A 16,575-nucleotide genomic window follows, 5' to 3' on the forward strand; every position below is an offset into this window, starting at 1 on the left:
GATGGCAGTTACGTCTCCCTATTTGGGCATTTCGTTGGCTGGAGAGCCTACGGCAGCCTTCACTGCAGCCACGAGGGAGTGGACGTCGGTCTCGGTGGTGTCCCACGAGCACATCCACCGGACTTCCCCGCGTGCCTGGTCCCAGTCGTAGAAGCGGAAGGATTCCCGGACTTTCGCCGCTGCCCCGCGTGGAAGGACGGCAAAGACGCCATTCGATTGTGTGGCTTGCGTCAGGGAAACACCGTCAATGGCGGAGATCCCTGCGCTGAGACGTTTCGCCATCTCGTTGGCGTGGCTGGCGGAGCGCAGCCACAACCCATCTGTTAGCAGGGCTATGAGTTGCGCAGAGACGAAACGCATTTTTGAGGCCAGCTGCATGTTCATCTTGCGCAGATAGCTCATGCCGGGGTCGGACTCCGGGTTGAGCCAGATGACGGCTTCGCCGAACAGCAGCCCGTTTTTGGTGCCGCCAAAAGACAGGACGTCGACACCGGCGTCGGTGGTGAATGCCCGCAAAGGAAGCCCGAGATGTGCGGCAGCGTTGGCCAGCCTTGCCCCGTCCAGGTGCAGTTTCATTCCCTTCGCATGGACGTGTTCAGCGATGCGTTGGATTTCTTCCGGCGTGTAGCAGGTGCCCAGTTCGGTGGTCTGGGTGATCGAGACGACCAGCGGTTGCGCCCGGTGCTCGTCTCCCCACCCCCAGGCTTCGGCGTCGATCAGTTCCGGGGTGAGTTTGCCGTCCGGTGTGGGGACAGGGAGGAGCTTTATTCCGCCGATCCGTTCCGGGGCGCCGTTTTCGTCGGTATTGATATGCGCTGTTGCTGCGCAGATGACAGCGCCCCAACGCGGGAGCAGGGCTTGCAGGGCGAGGACATTGGCCCCTGTTCCGTTGAAGACCGGATAGGCGGTGGCAGCTGCCCCGAAGTGGGACTTGATGAGAACCTGAAGCGCTGCTGTGTAGGCATCTTCGCCGTATGCGGTGACGTGGCCTTCGTTGGCTGCCTGAACTGCTTCGATGATTTCGGCGTGAGCCCCGGCGTAGTTATCCGAGGCGAAACCCCGGTATGCCGGGTTGTGCAGGCGCCCCGCCAGTATCTGTGGGACGCCTGCTTTGGTCTCAACGCTGACGCTCATGCCGGTGCACCCGCGAGCTGGCCGGCGGTGAGGGGCACGCGTTGCCCGTTGATCTGTTTTGCCTCCAGATCGAAGATCTGCCGAACAGCGTCGGCAAGGACGCTGACATCGGTGAAACCAGGGAATTTCCGTTCCGGCTGGGCTGCGCGCATCCGGTCATCGACTAGAGCCTTGACGACGAAGACCAGGGCGGCTGAGTGCTGGGCGGAGTCGGGGCCTTCATTTCCTCCCTGCACGTGCCGGAATCCGTCGGCCACGGCCAGGGTCCATGCCTCGGCGGCGGACTTGACGGCGGCATAGGCGGCGCCGCCCGCTGTCGGCGTGGAGGTGGACTGTGCGGAAACAATGGCCAGGCGGCCTGCAGGGGAGGCAGCCAAATCGTCGTAAAAAGCGCGGCTGGTGTTCCTCAGTGTGGTGAGGACGCTGGTGTGCAGGAAGTCCCAGTCTTCATCCGTCTGGCCTGTAATGCCGGTACCGCCCCGCCACCCTCCGACAAGGTGGATCAGGCCGTCCACGGGACCCAGATCGTTCCGGACAGAGGCCGCCAGGTCCTCAACGGCTTGCAGGTCCGCGAGGTTGCAGGCATAGCCCGTGACGTTGGTGTACGCGGCCGCGAGCTCCTGCACGCGGTCCTCGAGGATGTCCACGGCGGCCACGCGTGCCCCTGCTTGCGAGAGGGCATGGACTACCGCGACGCCTGCGGCGCTGGTCGAACCGGCGACGACGACCGTACGCCCTGAAAGGCCCTGGCTCATGCGCCCGCCTCGCCGTCGGTCTTTACAGGGCTCTGCCCGGTGATCCCGGCTGTTGATTCGATGACGGGGCGCATCTTCTTCTCCAGTGCTTCGTAGAACATGGACAGCGGGAATTCGTCGTCCAGGACCTGGTCGGTCAGACCCTTGGGCGGACCGTCCAGGGGAAGGGCACCGGGTCCCTTGGCCCACACCGAGGAGGGGTTTGGGGTGAGGGTTTCCGAGACGAGGTCATAGGCAGCGAGCCAGTGTGCGGTCTTGGGCCGGTCGATGGAACGCCAGTAGAGTTCCTCGATGCGGATTCCCAGTTCGACGACGACGCCGGCGACGTCCTTCCAGTCGATGCTGAGCTTGCCGTCGGTCCAGTGCAGGACCCGGTGCTGGTGCATCCAGGCAAACAGCAATTGGCCGCCCACGGCGTCGTAGTTACGGACCCGGTTCCCTGTGATCGCGAAACGGAAGATGCGGTCGAAGATGACGGCGTACTGGACCAGCTTGGCGTGCTTGCGCGCATCCTCCGAAGCGTTCTCGTCCTTTTCGATGAGGACGGACTCGCGGAAGGCGGTCAGGTCGCAGCGGAGCTCCTCGAGGGAGTACAGGAAATACGGCATGCGCTGCTTGATCATGAACGGGTCAAAGGGCAGGTCGCCGCGCATGTGGGTCCGGTCATGGATCAGATCCCACATTACGAAGGTCTTTTCCGTGAGGTGCTGGTCGTCGATGAGTTCCGCAGCGTCAGCCGGCAGGTCCAGGGAAGTGATGTCGGCGGCAGCCTTGAGGACGCGACGGAACCGGGCAGCTTCGCGGTCCGCGAAGATACCTCCCCACGTGAAGGAAGGGGTGCTCCGGACCGCTACGCTCTCGGGGAAGAGAACCGCGGAGTTCGTATCATAGCCGGGCGTGAAATCGATGAAGCTGATCGGGACGAACAGCTTGTTGGAGTAGTTTGTTGCCTCCAGGTCAGCCACGAATGAAGGCCAAATGACCTCGATGAGGACGGCCTCGAAGTAGCGGTTCGTGCTGCCGTTCTGCGTGTACATGGGAAACAGAACCAGATGCGGCAGCCCGTCGATGCGGCACTGCTCGGGATGGAAGGCTACCAATGAGTCGAGGAAATCCGGTACGAAGAAGCCCTCGGATGCCCACCGCTGGATGTCCTGCACGAGCAGTTCAAGGTAGTCCGTGTCGTGGGGGAGGTGGTGGCGCAGATCGTTGATTGCGTCCGTAATGATGCCGACATTCTGGCGGGCATGGCCATGCTCAGCGGGTTCCGGGACGGAACCGTCCTGCGCTTGAACCTGCTGCAGCCCGACGACGGCTGCCTTCAGAGCCTGCCATGCGGGGAGCGCCTTGAGGTCTTCTGCCCGGATGGTTGTCACTTCAGGGATTGCGATTACAGACATGCATTTTCCTTCCGTTGAGGGGATTCCTGAAGAAGCTAGCAGTGCGTAAGCATCCGTGAATGATTCTTTCCGCTTGCATAAGAAATACTTTTGCTCGGGGACTGCTCTTCAGTGCAATGCCCGCGTCTGACCTTGGGGTTGGCGTTTTTAAGACCTCACAGAAGCGGCGTCGACGCCTCCTAGCAGATCGTCAGAGCTGCTTAGTCACCGAACGAGCTCAAATCAGCAACTCTTGCTCTCAGATTGGGTTGCCACAGCCTATGCGTAAGGACTTGACCCGTCGGACGTGCAACATTCGGCGCGCCAAATGTCGCTTCCTTTGCGTGTGTTAGCTTGATCACCATCCTTCCGGCCGAGTGCTTCGGAAGGCCCAAATTCACCGCAGCTACCCTTTCGGAGGCACCATGGGACTTGGCTCCCACACGCAAATAAGTGATCGGGCTATTGATTTCGAAGAAGAAATCAAACCCGATGAAACACAGGGGTCCTCCCTTGCGATAGCGGCAGATCGCCCTACCGGCGAATCCACCAACGAACTCAAGCGCGGGCTAAACCACCGCCACCTGCAGATGATCGCCATCGGCGGTGCGATCGGTACCGGGCTGTTTGTGGCCTCGGGCAGCACCATTTCCCAGGCGGGGCCCGGTGGCGCGCTGGCCGGCTATGCGCTGGTCGGGCTGATGGTGTTCCTGTTGATGCAGTCACTGGGCGAGATGTCGGCCAAAATTCCGGTTGCCGGTTCGTTCCAGTCCTTTGCCACCCGTTTCGTCTCCCCGTCCTTTGGGTTCGCGATCGGCTGGAACTATTGGTTCAACTGGGCCATCACGGTGGCCGCAGAGCTGGTCGCGGCCGGAATCATCATGGATTTCTGGTTCCCGGGGGTCCCGGGATGGGTGTGGGCCGGGATCTTCCTGCTGGTGTTGACCGGGCTCAACGCCCTCTCGGCCAAGGCCTTTGGTGAGTCGGAGTTCTGGCTCTCACTGATCAAGGTCAGCGCAGTGGTGCTCTTCCTGATCGCCGGCGTGCTGATGATTTTCGGCATCCTCGGGGATAACTCTCCAGGACTGAGCAACTGGGAAAACCGCGATGACGTGTTCCACGGGGGCTGGATCTCGATCATCTCGGTCTTCATGGTTGCCGGGTTCTCCTTCCAGGGCACCGAGCTCGTAGGAGTCGCCGCCGGCGAAGCGAAGAACCCTCGCCGCGAGGTGCCGAAGGCTATCCGCACTGTCTTCTGGCGCATCATGCTTTTCTACATTGGCGCCATCTTTATCATCGGCTGCCTCATCCCCTTCACCGATCCGAGTCTGCTGGCCTCCGGTGAGTCCGATATCGCATCATCGCCCTTCACCCTGGTCTTCTCCCGCGCCGGAATCGCCTTCGCGGCGGCCTTGATGAACGCCGTGATCCTGACCGCCATCCTGTCCGCGGGCAACTCCGGACTGTATGCCTCCACTCGGATGCTTTACGCCATGGCCCATGACGGCATGGCCCCGAAGGTCTTCGGCCGGACCAATGCGCGTGGTGTGCCGATCGCGGCGTTGCTCGCGACGGCGGCCGTGGGACTCTTCGGATTCCTCTCCGCGATCGTCGGGCAGGGTGCAGCCTACTCCTGGCTGCTGAACATGTCGGGCCTCTGCGGCTTCATCGTCTGGGCGGGAATCGCGGTCTCGCACTACCGTTTCAGGCGCGGCTTCCTGGCCCAGGGAAACAAAGTCAGCGACCTGCCGTACAAAGCATCCCTGTTCCCCATTGGCCCACTGCTGGCCTTCGCCCTGCTCATACTGGTCATCGCGGGACAGAATTACGAGGCTGTGCTTGCCGGACGGTCCGTGGAGGTGCTGTCCTCCTACATCGGGTTGCCAGTCTTCATCGTTCTATGGCTCGGTCACCGCTACATCACCAAGTCCAAAGTGGTACCGCTGCTCGAGATGGATCTCACGGCACCCAAGGACGTCGCGGACGAACCTAGGGTCGCCACCCATTAACTAGGCCAGAAAGAGCGAAGCCGGGTGAGAACAGCACCCGGCTTCCCTCCTTCCCAGATCAGTAAGATCCGCATCGCAGTCACCGCCCTCAAGCCGCTCGGCGTCGACGCCATCGTCCTGAACTGCGCGAACGGGCGAACGAGATGCGCAGGAGGAGCCCTGCCCGGAAGGCACCGAGCTTCGGGGCGCAGTTCATTTCCGGGCTGATCAGGCCCCGGTTGCGGTTAGCGGTGCGGTTTACTCGCATCGGCTACGTCTCGCGCAGCTTCTAGTACTTCGGGAGAAACATGTGCTCGCAATCTTCTGACGCGCCGGTCGCGTGAGTCTATAAAATACCTCGAAGCGCCTGCAATCAGATCGGACTCGTCAGGATCCAATTCTAAGACCAAGTCCTCGCTCTTATGAGAGAAAGTTCCTTCGACCCTACCGGCTTCAGTGCCGATGTTCAGCGCCTGCCGCTTGTCCGCGACGGTGAAATTTCGCCTACTTGCAGTCTGGACGGCGCTGCACGCATACATCACCGCGTTTAGCTGCCTGGAACCCTTGACCCTGATGGTGGTGGCCACACGGAGATGCCTGCGGTTGAAAACTTTGAAGATTTGGAGGTTTTGGCGTTTCATCTTGCCCGTCCTTCCTTTCGAAATGCTAACATGCCTAAGATCTAGCGAATAGAAGGTGGTTCCAAGTGATAGAGCACCTTTATCAACAAGCTTGCGGACTCCTTTCCTACTTAGAAAAGCTGGTGCGTCTTTCTGAACTGAACCGCTCGGACCGAGCCGCTATCGACGGCCGACTTGACGATCTGAGGGCTGCGGCAAATGGAGCCGATGCTGTCTACCTGCAGCGAGGAAGCATCGTGGCCGGCTGTACGTACAAGCATTTTCAGGCGCTGGCGTTCCCAGACCTGAATTACGCTCCCATATGGGAGAGTCACACGTTTCTCGTAAGCGAGTCCATCGACGCTAAAAAGTTGGTGCGCTTCCGGCGACGTGCTGAGAAGAATCTGGGGTATACGCGGCGTAGATTCTGGTCGACGCCGCCTCCATTTGGTGAGAAAGAAAAGCCGTTGTCCAGGTATTGCGCGAGGCTTGAAGCTGCCCCTGACGGAGCCAACAGGCGAAGGGTAAAGAAATATCTGAAGAAGCAGATACAGCTTCTGCAGGTGCTCGTAGTTGGAATAGCGCCACTTGCCACCCCCCGGGACGTCGAAGATCAAGAAGACCTCTTCAAGCGGTCCGCCGCGCTCAGTGTGGGTAACTCTGTCGTCCACTGCTGGAAGAGAAACACCTAATTGGTCTCCGATACAGCCTCCTTGCTGCAAGGCTTGGGGCTTATTCTCACAGGCTGCAGCATCTCCGTAGCTGTTGCCTCCTACTTCGCGACCGTCGTCCGGGAGGCGCGTCAAGCATCCAAGTGTGTACTTTTTTTCGCGGACTCCGGCGATCTGCTGATCAAAAACTTCGGGGATGCGCCGATAACCGGGTTGACGCTGGCTATCGAGGGTAAGGCCAAAAAACTCGAACACACTTTCGTGGAGCCGAAAACCGGTGTGATGCGCATCCTGCTTGCTGACTCGTCTGGCGATTGCATCATAACCTTCCAGGGTCCGAAGGGTATGCGGTGGGAGTGCAGAAAGGGCATGGCACCCACGTTGGTTGACTCCAGCTTCATTAAACCTTGGAAGAATGTGCTGAAGAACTTCTTCGGTATGTAGAAACCTGGGTTCGCTACGAAACTGTCTAGCAAGCCCCGGGAACCAAACTCCTGCAGATGTGGTCATCACCCTTACGCCTGTCCATTGTCCAACGTGCGTAACTACATTTGTGTAATTCTGACAGCACTAACGGCTGCGAGGGTGTGATTGTTTGGGCGTGTCACCGTGGATACATTGATTGGCTGGGCAACCCGGCTTTTGGGGTGATTGGAAATCGAGGTTGTGGCGTTGAAGCCAAAACGGCAAATGGCCGTGCTGGAATGTGTGTGACTGGTACGTAATTGACATGCGTCCGCTGGGAGTGGTGGCGGTAACCTCGTATCCGAGCCGTTTTAGCTAGTGGAGCGTACGGTTCTTTGCTCGGTCTGGGTTAGGTCGAATGAAGTGGGTTCGGACCAGTCGGTGTAGCGTCCGCCATTTGACCAGCCGTAGGACTATATCAGCGCACAGATGACTCCCCGCACGCGCGTCATTGAGAATCTCGTTGCAGCCGTCCAGCACCAGGAAGTCGGCCTGCAACGACACGGCCGGAGGTCCCCGCGGACATCCATAAACGCCTAATTCGCGGTTGGTATCGATGCTGTCGAAACCAACACTTTCGTCGCGACTGGTCCAATCTCTCCGACTATTGCGTCGACGACCGCATCGAGGAGTTCGCCCACCCGTCGCTCAGTTTCTTCCGCTGCTTCTGCGCCTTCGCGGGCAAACTTCGTGCCCTACTCAGCTTCGAGTACCTCAAGCAGACCTTCGCACCGCAGGCGGAGGGCCTCATCGACGGGGGGGCGGACGCCTTCCTCATCGAAACCAGTCAGGACCTCCTGCAGACCAAATTGGCGGTCAACGGCTGCAAACAGGCCATCGTGTCCCGCGGCGTCCGGCTCCCCGTCTTCGTTGAGGTGACCGTCGAAACCACCGGAACCATGCTCATGGGCCCCGAGATCGGCGCCGCGCTCACCGCGCTCGAGACGCTCGGCGTCGAGGCAATTGGCCTCAATCGCCGCACCGGACCGGACGACACGAGCGAGGAAAAATTCCCGCCTGGACGGAATCGAGCGTCGGAGGGCAGTTTATTTCCGGGCTGATTATGCCGGCGATGACGTTCATCGGGAACCTGGTATATGTGGGGATCGCGGTGGTGGGCGGGCTGCAGGGGGCGTCCGGGGCGATGCAGTTGGGCGATGTGCAGGCGTTCATCCAGTACTCGCGGCAGTACACCATGCCGCTGCCGCAGCTGGGGTCCATGGCCAACCTGCTGCAGTCCGGGGTGGCGTCAGCCGAGCGGGTGTTTTCCGTGTTGGATGTGGACGAGGAATCGGTTGAGCCTGAACCTTCGGCGGGGCCTGTGTTTGGGCGGGGGAAGCTGGAATTCTTGGATGTCTCGTTCTCGTATTCGCCGGACTAGCCGCTGATTTTCGTCGCTTTCGCTAGTCACGGGAGCCGGGGCAGACGGTGGCGATTGTGGGGCCCACCGGGGCCGGCAAGACCCCACTGGTGAACCTGATGATGAGGTTTTACGAGATTGATGCCGGGCGGATAACACTCGACGGCGTGGACGTCACCTCGGTGCCCTGCGGGAGCTGCGTTCGCGGATGGGGATGGTGCTGCAAGATACGTGGGCTGTTCGGCGGGAACAACCGGGACAACATTGCTTACGGGCGGCCTGGCGCTTCGGAGGACGAGATCCTGGAGGCGGCGCGGGCGACCTATGTGAACCGGTTCGTGCGGTCTTTGCCTGACGGCTACGACACTGTCCTCGAGGACGAGGGCTCGAACGTGTCCGCGGGGAGAAGCAGCTGTTGACGATTGCCCGCGCTTTCTTGGCCCGGCCGTCGGTGTTGATTTTGGACGAGGCGATGTCTTCGGCAGACACCCGGACCGAGGTCTTGGTGCAGAAGGCCATGAGTGCGCTTCGGTCCGACCGTGCTTCTTTGTGATTGCGCACCGCCTCTCCACCATCCGCGACGCCAACCTCATTCTGGCTCGCCTAAGTAAGCCTGGCGGCGACGTCACCGACTGCCTTTCACGCACCGGGCAGCAAAGCGGAACGATGGCGGCAAAGATCGTCTCTTGTCCGACCGCCGCGAGCGCCAGACAGATAAAGACCGTTCCAATGAAGGGCGGGCTTTACCTTTGCCTGACACCCACCGTGGAGTCCATAGTTGGCTGGGTGCCGTTCAGGCTAATCGAGGAGTTCAGGCCCCCATTTGTGGATGACTCGAACGCTGTCGCTGAAAGCGACAATGCCCGTGCGCATTGGCTTCAAGGCAGTCCGCATAAGACTCGAGGCCGCCTCTGCTGGTGCCATCGAGGTGAGGAGACCATCCATCATGTCCGCCACGTCCTCTGTCCCCGCCAGGGACGTCTTGGCGCCCCCTAGAAATCCACGCACACCTTCCTCGATGGGGCCTTCATGGTCCTTAGCCATCCGGACAAGGTGGCGGATGCTGACATCCATAGCGTTGGCCTTGTCGCGAAGGGCGCGGCCCGTCTCGCCGATGGCTCGGCTGTCGGGAGTCATCTTCTTCGCCAACCGGGCGAATTTGGCGTTCATCTCCTTCGCTGATGCGGCTGATCCAAAATCGACGGTTTTCATCGGCTCGACGACGGTCGTCATGAGGCCGCTCATCTTTTCCGTCAGCCCAGTCATATCTCTAAAATCGTGTTCCAGATTCTCTATCGCCTCGAAAAGTCCCGGTTCGTCCGCCGCTTCGGCCTCGGCCTCAGCGGCTCCTTCGTTTCCCGGGGCAACCGCCTTGGCATGTTTTGCCTCTTCTTCAGCTTCAGCTTGTACGGCGGCAGCGGCAGCCTGAGCCTCGGCCAGCGTGACTACCTCGATGAAGCGGTCTGCCAGCTTGATAAGCGCGCGTTTCCACTCGGGCGATCCCTGACCCGCTACTACGGCGTCTTCGATGAGTTCAAATTGGATTTCCGCGATTTCCTGGGCGATCTCATCCTCTGAGTCGATGGTGAAAACGGTGGGGGCTGCCATCGGCATGATCGGCAGGATCAGGCGGCGCGCACCGCTCAAGTTTGAGGACTTGGCCGCGTTCAGGAAGTCCAAGAACTCATCACGGCAGTTGCTGCTCGCCAGGTAGTGAGTAGTGGCGATGACAAACAGGACGCTCGCGTTGGTGAGGCCGTTATCGATCGTTGCTTTCCACCGGTCGCCCCACTTGATGTCCGCCCTGTCGCGGAAGATCTCGATGTCCCGGTTGGAGCGCAGCTTGATTACCCGGACCAGGTCCCGGTGGAGAGGCTCCGCCAGGTTGAGGAACGAGTCCGATTCGTGGGCGTAGCTCAGGAACCCCTCAATTTTTGAACTGCTTGCTTGCGCGAGGTTATCGGTGGTCATGGCGCAAGGCTAACGGTGCGATCAAATGGAGCGCACGTATGTCCATACGCTGGACTTAGGGACATCCGAGGGGTGTAGCTTCGGGTGCGAGATAGGATCTCTGAATGCCGCCGACAACCCAGACAGAAACCGATCCAACTTTGCCGACCGCCACGGAACGCAAGCCTATGAAGCTGTCGCTGGTGTTTCTGTTTGGTTTCCTCGCATCACTAGCCGTCATAGGCAGCTTGATCTGGTTTTTTGCGGCCTACGAAACCGGCGATCTATGGCCCTTTGGCTACAACCCTCGGATCAACCAGGACACATGGTTTGAGGTAATCCGCAATGCGGTGACAACTGCTGCTGCGCTCGGCGTGGGCATCACGCTCTTCTTTTCATATCGCCGCCAACAGACGGCCGAGCAGAACCAGCGGGTCGCCGAACAGAACCAGCGTGTTGCAGCTTTAGCGCAGCTAACAGCCGCTAAGGCGCAGCGGACGGCTGCCGACGCCCTGGAGTTGTCGAATAAGCAACATGCCCTGGACCAGGACAGGCGCAAAGATGCTGTCACCGCAGAACTACGCACGAGATACGCGCAGACGGCAGAACAACTGGGGTCCAGCCACCTACCAGTCCGCCTCGCTGGCGTTTACAGTCTCGCCGCGCTAGCCGACGACTGGGCTGATATCGGAAATGAGGACGAACGCCAAGTTTGCGTCGATCTGCTGTGCGCATACTTCCGGTCGGAGCAGCCTGGTGAAGACGCAGCCGTGAAGCGGGAACTGGCCGACGCCACGTTGCAGGTGATTAAGGAGCGGCTAGGTACTGCTACGCAAGATCGTAAGTTCTGGGGCAGTTCGCGAATACGTCTGCACGAGGCAGGGCAACTCCCATCCTTAGCCCACATCACGCTGGAGCGGGGAGGCGAGCTGTCAATCAGGGGCGCGTCGGTTGACCGCCCTACCTATTGGCGGCATATCGAACTAAATGGCGGTCTGCTCAACGTTTCGGGGCTACGGCTGGAGAAATTTTCGTTCGGGATCAGGGGTGCCCGTGTGGCCGGCGGAATGTTTGGGGTTTCGGTGCTGGAGAGCGAAACCAACAGCGACGGCAATAAACGGGTTCCGACCATTTTGGTGCGTAACCTCACTCTGGATGGCGGTGAGGTGCGGATTTATGCACCTGGCTGCCGGGTAACGTTCAATGACTGTGTCTTCAAGCGTGGATCGTTGACCATCAACACAATGAGCAGGGCAAAACCGGGCGGCGACAGGGTTGCCTTCGGCGACTGCCTCTTTGAGACCGACGTACTTGCAGGGCCTGATCCCAAGCGGTTTGGCAATGTAGGAACGACGCCGGGCCTGACTACTTCCACCCTCGTCGTTGGCGAGGACTGCCGCTTTGAGAATGGGGCGTCCGTGCTGGTCTCGGCTTCGATCGAGGACCAGCGCTAAACACCTGGGGTAGCGCGTCGGGGGACCCAGGAACAGTGGCTAATCGCGGGCACTAGTACACACAACGTTGCACGACACGACGGTGCCGTTCCTTTTCTGAGTCCTCCGTTGGCTGTCGTATTCGTTGCTTTAGGCAACGTGATCAAACGACTCAATGCCACCTCAGGGGAGTCACTCAGGTGGCGAAACAAATTAGGCAGAACTGGAACCACCCGCCGTCGTAGTACACGGACACACAGCGCAACCTTCCCGCCCCCACACGTAACCTGTTTAGATGCCTCGTTTTGCGCTTGATATAGACTCCGTCCCCCGCCCCGTCCGCGCCCAGGAACTCCTGGACGCAGTGAACACCCGGGTCGTCATTGCCGATGGCGCCATGGGCACCATGCTGCAGGGCCGGGAGTTGTCGCTCGAGGAGGACTTCCTGGGGCTGGAAGGCTGCAACGAGATCCTCAACCACACGCGCCCGGACGTCCTCGCGGACATCCACGACGCGTACTTCGCCACGGGCATCGACGCGGTCGAAACCAACACCTTCGGCGCCAACTGGTCCAACCTCTCCGATTACGGCATCGATGACCGGATCGAGGAACTCGCCCGCAAGGGTGCGGAGATCGCCCGCGAACGCGCCGAAGCGGCAGAAGCAACTGACGGACGGATGCGCTGGGTCCTGGGCTCCATGGGGCCGGGCACCAAGCTCCCCAGCCTCGGGCACACCAGCTACGACTACCTCAAACAGACCTTCGCCCTGCAGGCCGAGGGCCTCATCGACGGCGGCGCGGATGCCTTCCTCATCGAAACCAGCCAGGACCTCCTGCAGACCAAAGCCGCGGTCAACGGCTGCAAGCAGGCCATCGTCACCCGCGGCATCCGCCTCCCCATCTTCGTCGAGGTGACCGTCGAGACCACCGGAACCATGCTCATGGGATCCGAGATCGGCGCCGCGCTCACCGCCCTCGAGCCGCTCGGCGTCGACGCCATCGGCCTGAACTGCGCCACCGGCCCGGACGAGATGAGCGAGCACCTGCGCCACCTCTCCAAGCAGTCCTCCGTGGCCATCGCCTGCATGCCCAACGCCGGCCTGCCAGTGCTTGGCCCCAACGGCGCGCACTACCCGCTCTCACCCAGCGAACTTGCCACCGCGCACGAGCAGTTCGTGCGCGAATTCGGCCTGGGCCTGGTGGGCGGCTGTTGCGGTACGACGCCGGAGCACATGGCCGCCGTCGTCGAACGTCTTGCGCCCTTCCGTACGTCCGCCGCGGTCACCAGCGGCGGCAGGGGAGCCGACGGCGGCCGCGTCCCCACCGAGCGCGAAGCCGGCATCGCTTCCCTCTACCACCACGTGAATTTCGACCAAGAATCCGCCTACCTCGCCATCGGCGAGCGCACCAACGCCAACGGTTCAAAGGCGTTCCGCCAGGCGATGCTCGAAGAGCGCTGGGACGACTGCGTGGACATCGCCCGCGAGCAGGTCCGCGTCGGCGCGCACCTGCTCGATGTCTGCATCGACTACGTGGGGCGCGACGGCGTGGCCGACATTAAGGAGGTCGTCTCGCGTTTCGCGTCGGCCTCCACCCTCCCGCTCGTCATCGACTCCACCGAACCTCCCGTGCTGCAGGCCGGGCTCGAACTCATCGGCGGCCGCCCGGTGGTCAACTCCGTCAACTACGAGGACGGCGACGGCCCGAACAGCCGCTTCGCCCGCATCATGCCGCTGGTGAAGGAACACGGCACCGCGGTGATCGCCCTGACCATCGACGAACAGGGCCAGGCCCGCACCACCGAAGGCAAGGTGGCCATCGCCTCCCGCCTCGTCGACGCCCTGGTGGGCGAATGGGGCATGCGCGTCGAGGACATCATCGTGGACGCGCTGACCTTCCCCGTCGCCACCGGTCAGGAGGAAACCCGCCGCGACGGCATCGAAACCATCGAGGCCATCCGCCAGATCACCACCAAGTACCCCGGCATCAACACCACCCTCGGCGTCTCCAACGTCTCCTTCGGCCTCAACCCGGCAGCGCGCATGGCACTGAACTCCGTGTTCCTGCACGAAGCCGTCCAGGCCGGCCTGTCCAGCGGCATCATCGACGCCGCCAAAATCGTGCCGCTCGCCTCCCTCCCGGAAGAACAGCGCAAGGTGGCCCTGGACCTCGTCTATGACCGCCGCGAATACGACGCCGACGGCAACGTCACGTACGACCCGCTGGCCATCATGCTGGACCTGTTCGCCGGCGTCGACACCGCAGCGCTCAAGGACCAGCGCGCCGCGGAACTCGCCGCCCTGCCCACCGGCGAACGCCTGCAGCGGCGCATCATCGACGGCGAAGGCAAGGGCCTGGAAGCTGACCTCGACCTCGCCCGCAGCGAAGGCATGACCCCGCTCGGCATCATCAACGACCAGCTGCTCGAAGGCATGAAGGTGGTCGGTGAGCGCTTCGGCGCCGGCGAGATGCAGCTGCCGTTCGTGCTGCAGTCCGCCGAGGTCATGAAGAACGCGGTGGCCCTGCTCGAGCCGCACATGGAGAAGTCGGATTCCTCGGGCAAGGGCACCATGGTGATCGCCACCGTGCGCGGCGACGTGCACGACATCGGCAAGAACCTGGTGGACATCATCCTCACCAACAACGGCTACAAAGTGGTCAACATCGGCATCAAGCAGGGCATCGCCGAGATCATGGCCGCGGCCGAGGAGCACAACGCAGACGTGATCGGCATGTCCGGCCTGCTGGTGAAGTCCACCGTGGTGATGAAGGAAAACCTCGCCGAACTCCAGTCCCGCGGCCTCGCGAAGAAGTGGCCCATCATCCTCGGCGGCGCCGCCCTGACCCGCGCCTACGTGGAGCAGGACCTGGCCGAGCAGTTTGAAGGCACCGTCCGGTACGCCAAGGACGCCTTCGAGGGCCTGGCCCTCATGGAACCGCTGGTGCAGGTGGCCCGCGGCGCCGACCCCGACGCCGTCGGCCTTCCGCCGCTCAAGAAGCGCATCCACAAGGGCGGCGCGAAGTTCACGGTGACCGAACCGGAGGCCATGCCCGGCCGGTCCGACGTCGCCGCTGACAACGCTGTGCCTGCGCCGCCGTTCTGGGGCACCCGCATCGTCCGCGGTGTGGCCCTGAACGACTACGCGGCCATGCTCGACGAGCGCGCCACCTTCATGGGGCAGTGGGGGCTCAAGCCCGGCCGCGGCGACGACGGCGCCTCCTACGAGGAACTGGTGGAACGCGAGGGCCGGCCGCGCCTGCGCTACTGGCTGGACCGCATCCTTGGCGAGGGAATGCTGGATGCATCCGTCGCCTACGGCTACTTCCCGGTGGTCGCCGAAGGCGAACAGGTGGTGGTGCTGCACCACGGGGAGGATCACGACGGCGTCCTTGGCACCGCGGGTCTTCTCGCCCCCGACGGTGGTTCAGGCGGTCCGATCGGCACCGAGCGGCTGCGGTTCGACTTCCCGCGCCAGCGCCGGGACCGGCACCTGTGCCTCGCCGACTTCGTCCGCTCCCGCGAATCGGGACAGATCGACGTGCTGCCGGTGCAGCTGGTCACCGCCGGCTCGAAGATCGAAGAGTTCACCGCCAAGATGTTCGCCGCCAACCAGTACCGCGACTACTACGAGCTCAACGGCCTGGTCATGCAGCTCACCGAGTCGCTGGCCGAGTTCTGGCATTCCCGGATCCGCCAGGAGCTGGGCTTCGCTGCCGAGGAGCCCAAGGACAAGGCCGGGCTGTTCAAGCTCGAGTACCGCGGTGCACGGTTCTCCCTCGGCTACCCGGCGTGCCCGGACATGGAGGACCGCCGCAAGGTGACGGAGCTGCTGAAGCCCGAGCGGATGGGCGTGGTACTGAGCGATGAGCTGATGCTGCACCCCGAGCAGTCCACCGACGCGTTTGTGTTCCACCACCCGGAGGCGAAGTACTTCAAAGTGTGAGTTTGGGGTCCGAAACGGCTTGAGCGGAGCGCGCCGCACCAGACAGGTTTGAGCCGGTTGATTGTGCGGGCAGCGACCGGGCAATGCCCCGAAGGTTCGTGGCTGCCAAAACGCCGGGGCAGCCTAACGCTGCCAAGTGTCAGGTTGAAGTACTCCTAGAGCCATTTCGCACGAGCACGAATCAGTTCAACATCCGCTATGAACGCTTACCAGCGCGCGGCTTCTTTCATCGCCTTTGTTCTGGCAGGTCCGGTCAGGCAGAAGGAAAGAGCATCACCGCACCGCGGTGCTTCTTGGCGAGCCCTGTATAGGTGATTGCGTTCTGACGGCAGTGTTCGATTTCCTCGATTGTTAGCGGGCGGCGCACCTTTCCGGGAACGCCTGCTACGAGTGAACCCGGGGGGATGACGGTGCCCTCGAGCACGAGCGCTTGGGCGGCAATTAGTGAACCCGCACCGATGACGGCGCCGTTAAGGACGGTCGCGTTCATGCCGACGAGAGCACCGTCGCCGATGGTGCAGCCGTGCAGCACGGCTCCGTGTCCGATGCTGACGTTGTTGCCGACTTGTGTCGGGTGGCCCGGGTCGGCGTGTATAACAGCGCTGTCCTGGATGTTGGTACCTGCACCGATCGTGATGTCCTCCATATCGGCCCTTATAACGGCGCCGTAAAAAATCCCGGTGTCGGCCCCTACTGTTGCTGAGCCGACGACTGTGGCCGTCGGAGCCACCCATGCTTCGCTGGAGACTGAGGGTTTGCGGCCGTCGAGGGCGAGGATGTTAGAGATCATGGGGTCCTATTATGGGAGGTGGAACGGTCGTGACTCTGAGTAACCAGGGACACCGCCCTAATCATCGTGCCAGGGTGTCTCTTC

The 16,575-nt window shown here is 61.8% G+C and carries 12 protein-coding genes and 1 pseudogene; 8 read left to right on the forward strand and 5 right to left on the reverse strand.

From position 1 onward, the window contains the following. Positions 1 to 18: 18 nt before the first annotated feature. The 3 genes from EYS21_RS13500 to EYS21_RS13510 are packed head-to-tail and all read right to left on the reverse strand — an operon-like array spanning position 19 to position 3,289. Positions 19 to 1,134: a low specificity L-threonine aldolase gene (locus EYS21_RS13500; protein ID WP_131133723.1), complete on the reverse strand. Its 1,116-nt coding sequence runs from the start codon at positions 1,132 to 1,134 to the stop codon at positions 19 to 21. Beyond that, entirely contained in the window at positions 1,131 to 1,889 is a 759-nt protein-coding gene (locus EYS21_RS13505; RefSeq protein ID WP_131133724.1) for an SDR family NAD(P)-dependent oxidoreductase, read from the reverse strand. Before EYS21_RS13505 ends, EYS21_RS13500 begins: the two co-directional genes overlap by 4 nt. Next, on the reverse strand, positions 1,886 to 3,289 hold the full coding sequence (locus EYS21_RS13510) for a DUF6421 family protein (RefSeq protein WP_131133725.1): 1,404 nt from the start codon (positions 3,287 to 3,289) through the stop codon (positions 1,886 to 1,888). The genes EYS21_RS13505 and EYS21_RS13510 overlap by 4 nt, the downstream gene beginning before the upstream one ends. Positions 3,290 to 3,693: 404 nt before the next feature. On the opposite strand from EYS21_RS13510, the gene EYS21_RS13515 reads away from it, so the two are divergent. The 6 genes and pseudogenes from EYS21_RS13515 to EYS21_RS23420 all read left to right on the forward strand — a co-directional run bounded on the left by EYS21_RS13515 (position 3,694) and on the right by EYS21_RS23420 (position 8,791). Further along, the gene (locus EYS21_RS13515; protein ID WP_242633422.1) at positions 3,694 to 5,277 is read left to right on the forward strand and encodes an amino acid permease; all 1,584 of its coding nucleotides are present in this window, start codon (positions 3,694 to 3,696) and stop codon (positions 5,275 to 5,277) included. 685 nt (positions 5,278 to 5,962) lie between these two features. Further along, positions 5,963 to 6,568: a hypothetical protein gene (locus tag EYS21_RS13520; RefSeq protein ID WP_131133726.1), complete on the forward strand. Its 606-nt coding sequence runs from the start codon at positions 5,963 to 5,965 to the stop codon at positions 6,566 to 6,568. Continuing rightward, the gene (locus tag EYS21_RS13525) at positions 6,569 to 6,991 is read left to right on the forward strand and encodes a hypothetical protein (RefSeq protein WP_131133727.1); all 423 of its coding nucleotides are present in this window, start codon (positions 6,569 to 6,571) and stop codon (positions 6,989 to 6,991) included. 552 nt (positions 6,992 to 7,543) lie between these two features. Then, positions 7,544 to 8,016 (forward strand): annotated as a pseudogene (locus EYS21_RS13530) (homocysteine S-methyltransferase family protein); the annotation flags it as partial. A gap of 68 nt (positions 8,017 to 8,084) precedes the next feature. Continuing rightward, entirely contained in the window at positions 8,085 to 8,393 is a 309-nt protein-coding gene (locus EYS21_RS23415) for a hypothetical protein (RefSeq protein ID WP_165478314.1), read from the forward strand. A gap of 89 nt (positions 8,394 to 8,482) precedes the next feature. Next, a complete protein-coding gene (locus EYS21_RS23420) occupies positions 8,483 to 8,791 on the forward strand; it encodes a hypothetical protein (RefSeq protein ID WP_242633423.1) in 309 nt (102 codons plus the stop codon). A 379-nt stretch (positions 8,792 to 9,170) separates the two neighbouring features. On the opposite strand, the gene EYS21_RS13540 is transcribed toward EYS21_RS23420, so the two are convergent. Beyond that, positions 9,171 to 10,343 (reverse strand): toll/interleukin-1 receptor domain-containing protein, encoded by a 1,173-nt coding sequence (locus EYS21_RS13540; RefSeq protein ID WP_131133728.1) that lies wholly within the window; start codon positions 10,341 to 10,343, stop codon positions 9,171 to 9,173. A 104-nt stretch (positions 10,344 to 10,447) separates the two neighbouring features. Between EYS21_RS13540 and EYS21_RS13545 the strand changes: the two genes are divergently transcribed. Together EYS21_RS13545 and metH are read left to right on the forward strand one after the other, a co-directional pair. Further along, the gene (locus tag EYS21_RS13545) at positions 10,448 to 11,776 is read left to right on the forward strand and encodes a hypothetical protein (protein ID WP_131133729.1); all 1,329 of its coding nucleotides are present in this window, start codon (positions 10,448 to 10,450) and stop codon (positions 11,774 to 11,776) included. Between the two features lie 274 nt (positions 11,777 to 12,050). Then, entirely contained in the window at positions 12,051 to 15,701 is a 3,651-nt protein-coding gene (metH, locus tag EYS21_RS13550; RefSeq protein ID WP_131133730.1) for a methionine synthase, read from the forward strand. 253 nt (positions 15,702 to 15,954) lie between these two features. On the opposite strand, the gene EYS21_RS13555 is transcribed toward metH, so the two are convergent. Beyond that, positions 15,955 to 16,491: a gamma carbonic anhydrase family protein gene (locus EYS21_RS13555; protein WP_131133731.1), complete on the reverse strand. Its 537-nt coding sequence runs from the start codon at positions 16,489 to 16,491 to the stop codon at positions 15,955 to 15,957. Positions 16,492 to 16,575 lie beyond the last annotated feature (84 nt).

The organism is Arthrobacter sp. S39, from assembly GCF_004320525.1.
GTDB lineage: Bacteria > Actinomycetota > Actinomycetes > Actinomycetales > Micrococcaceae > Arthrobacter.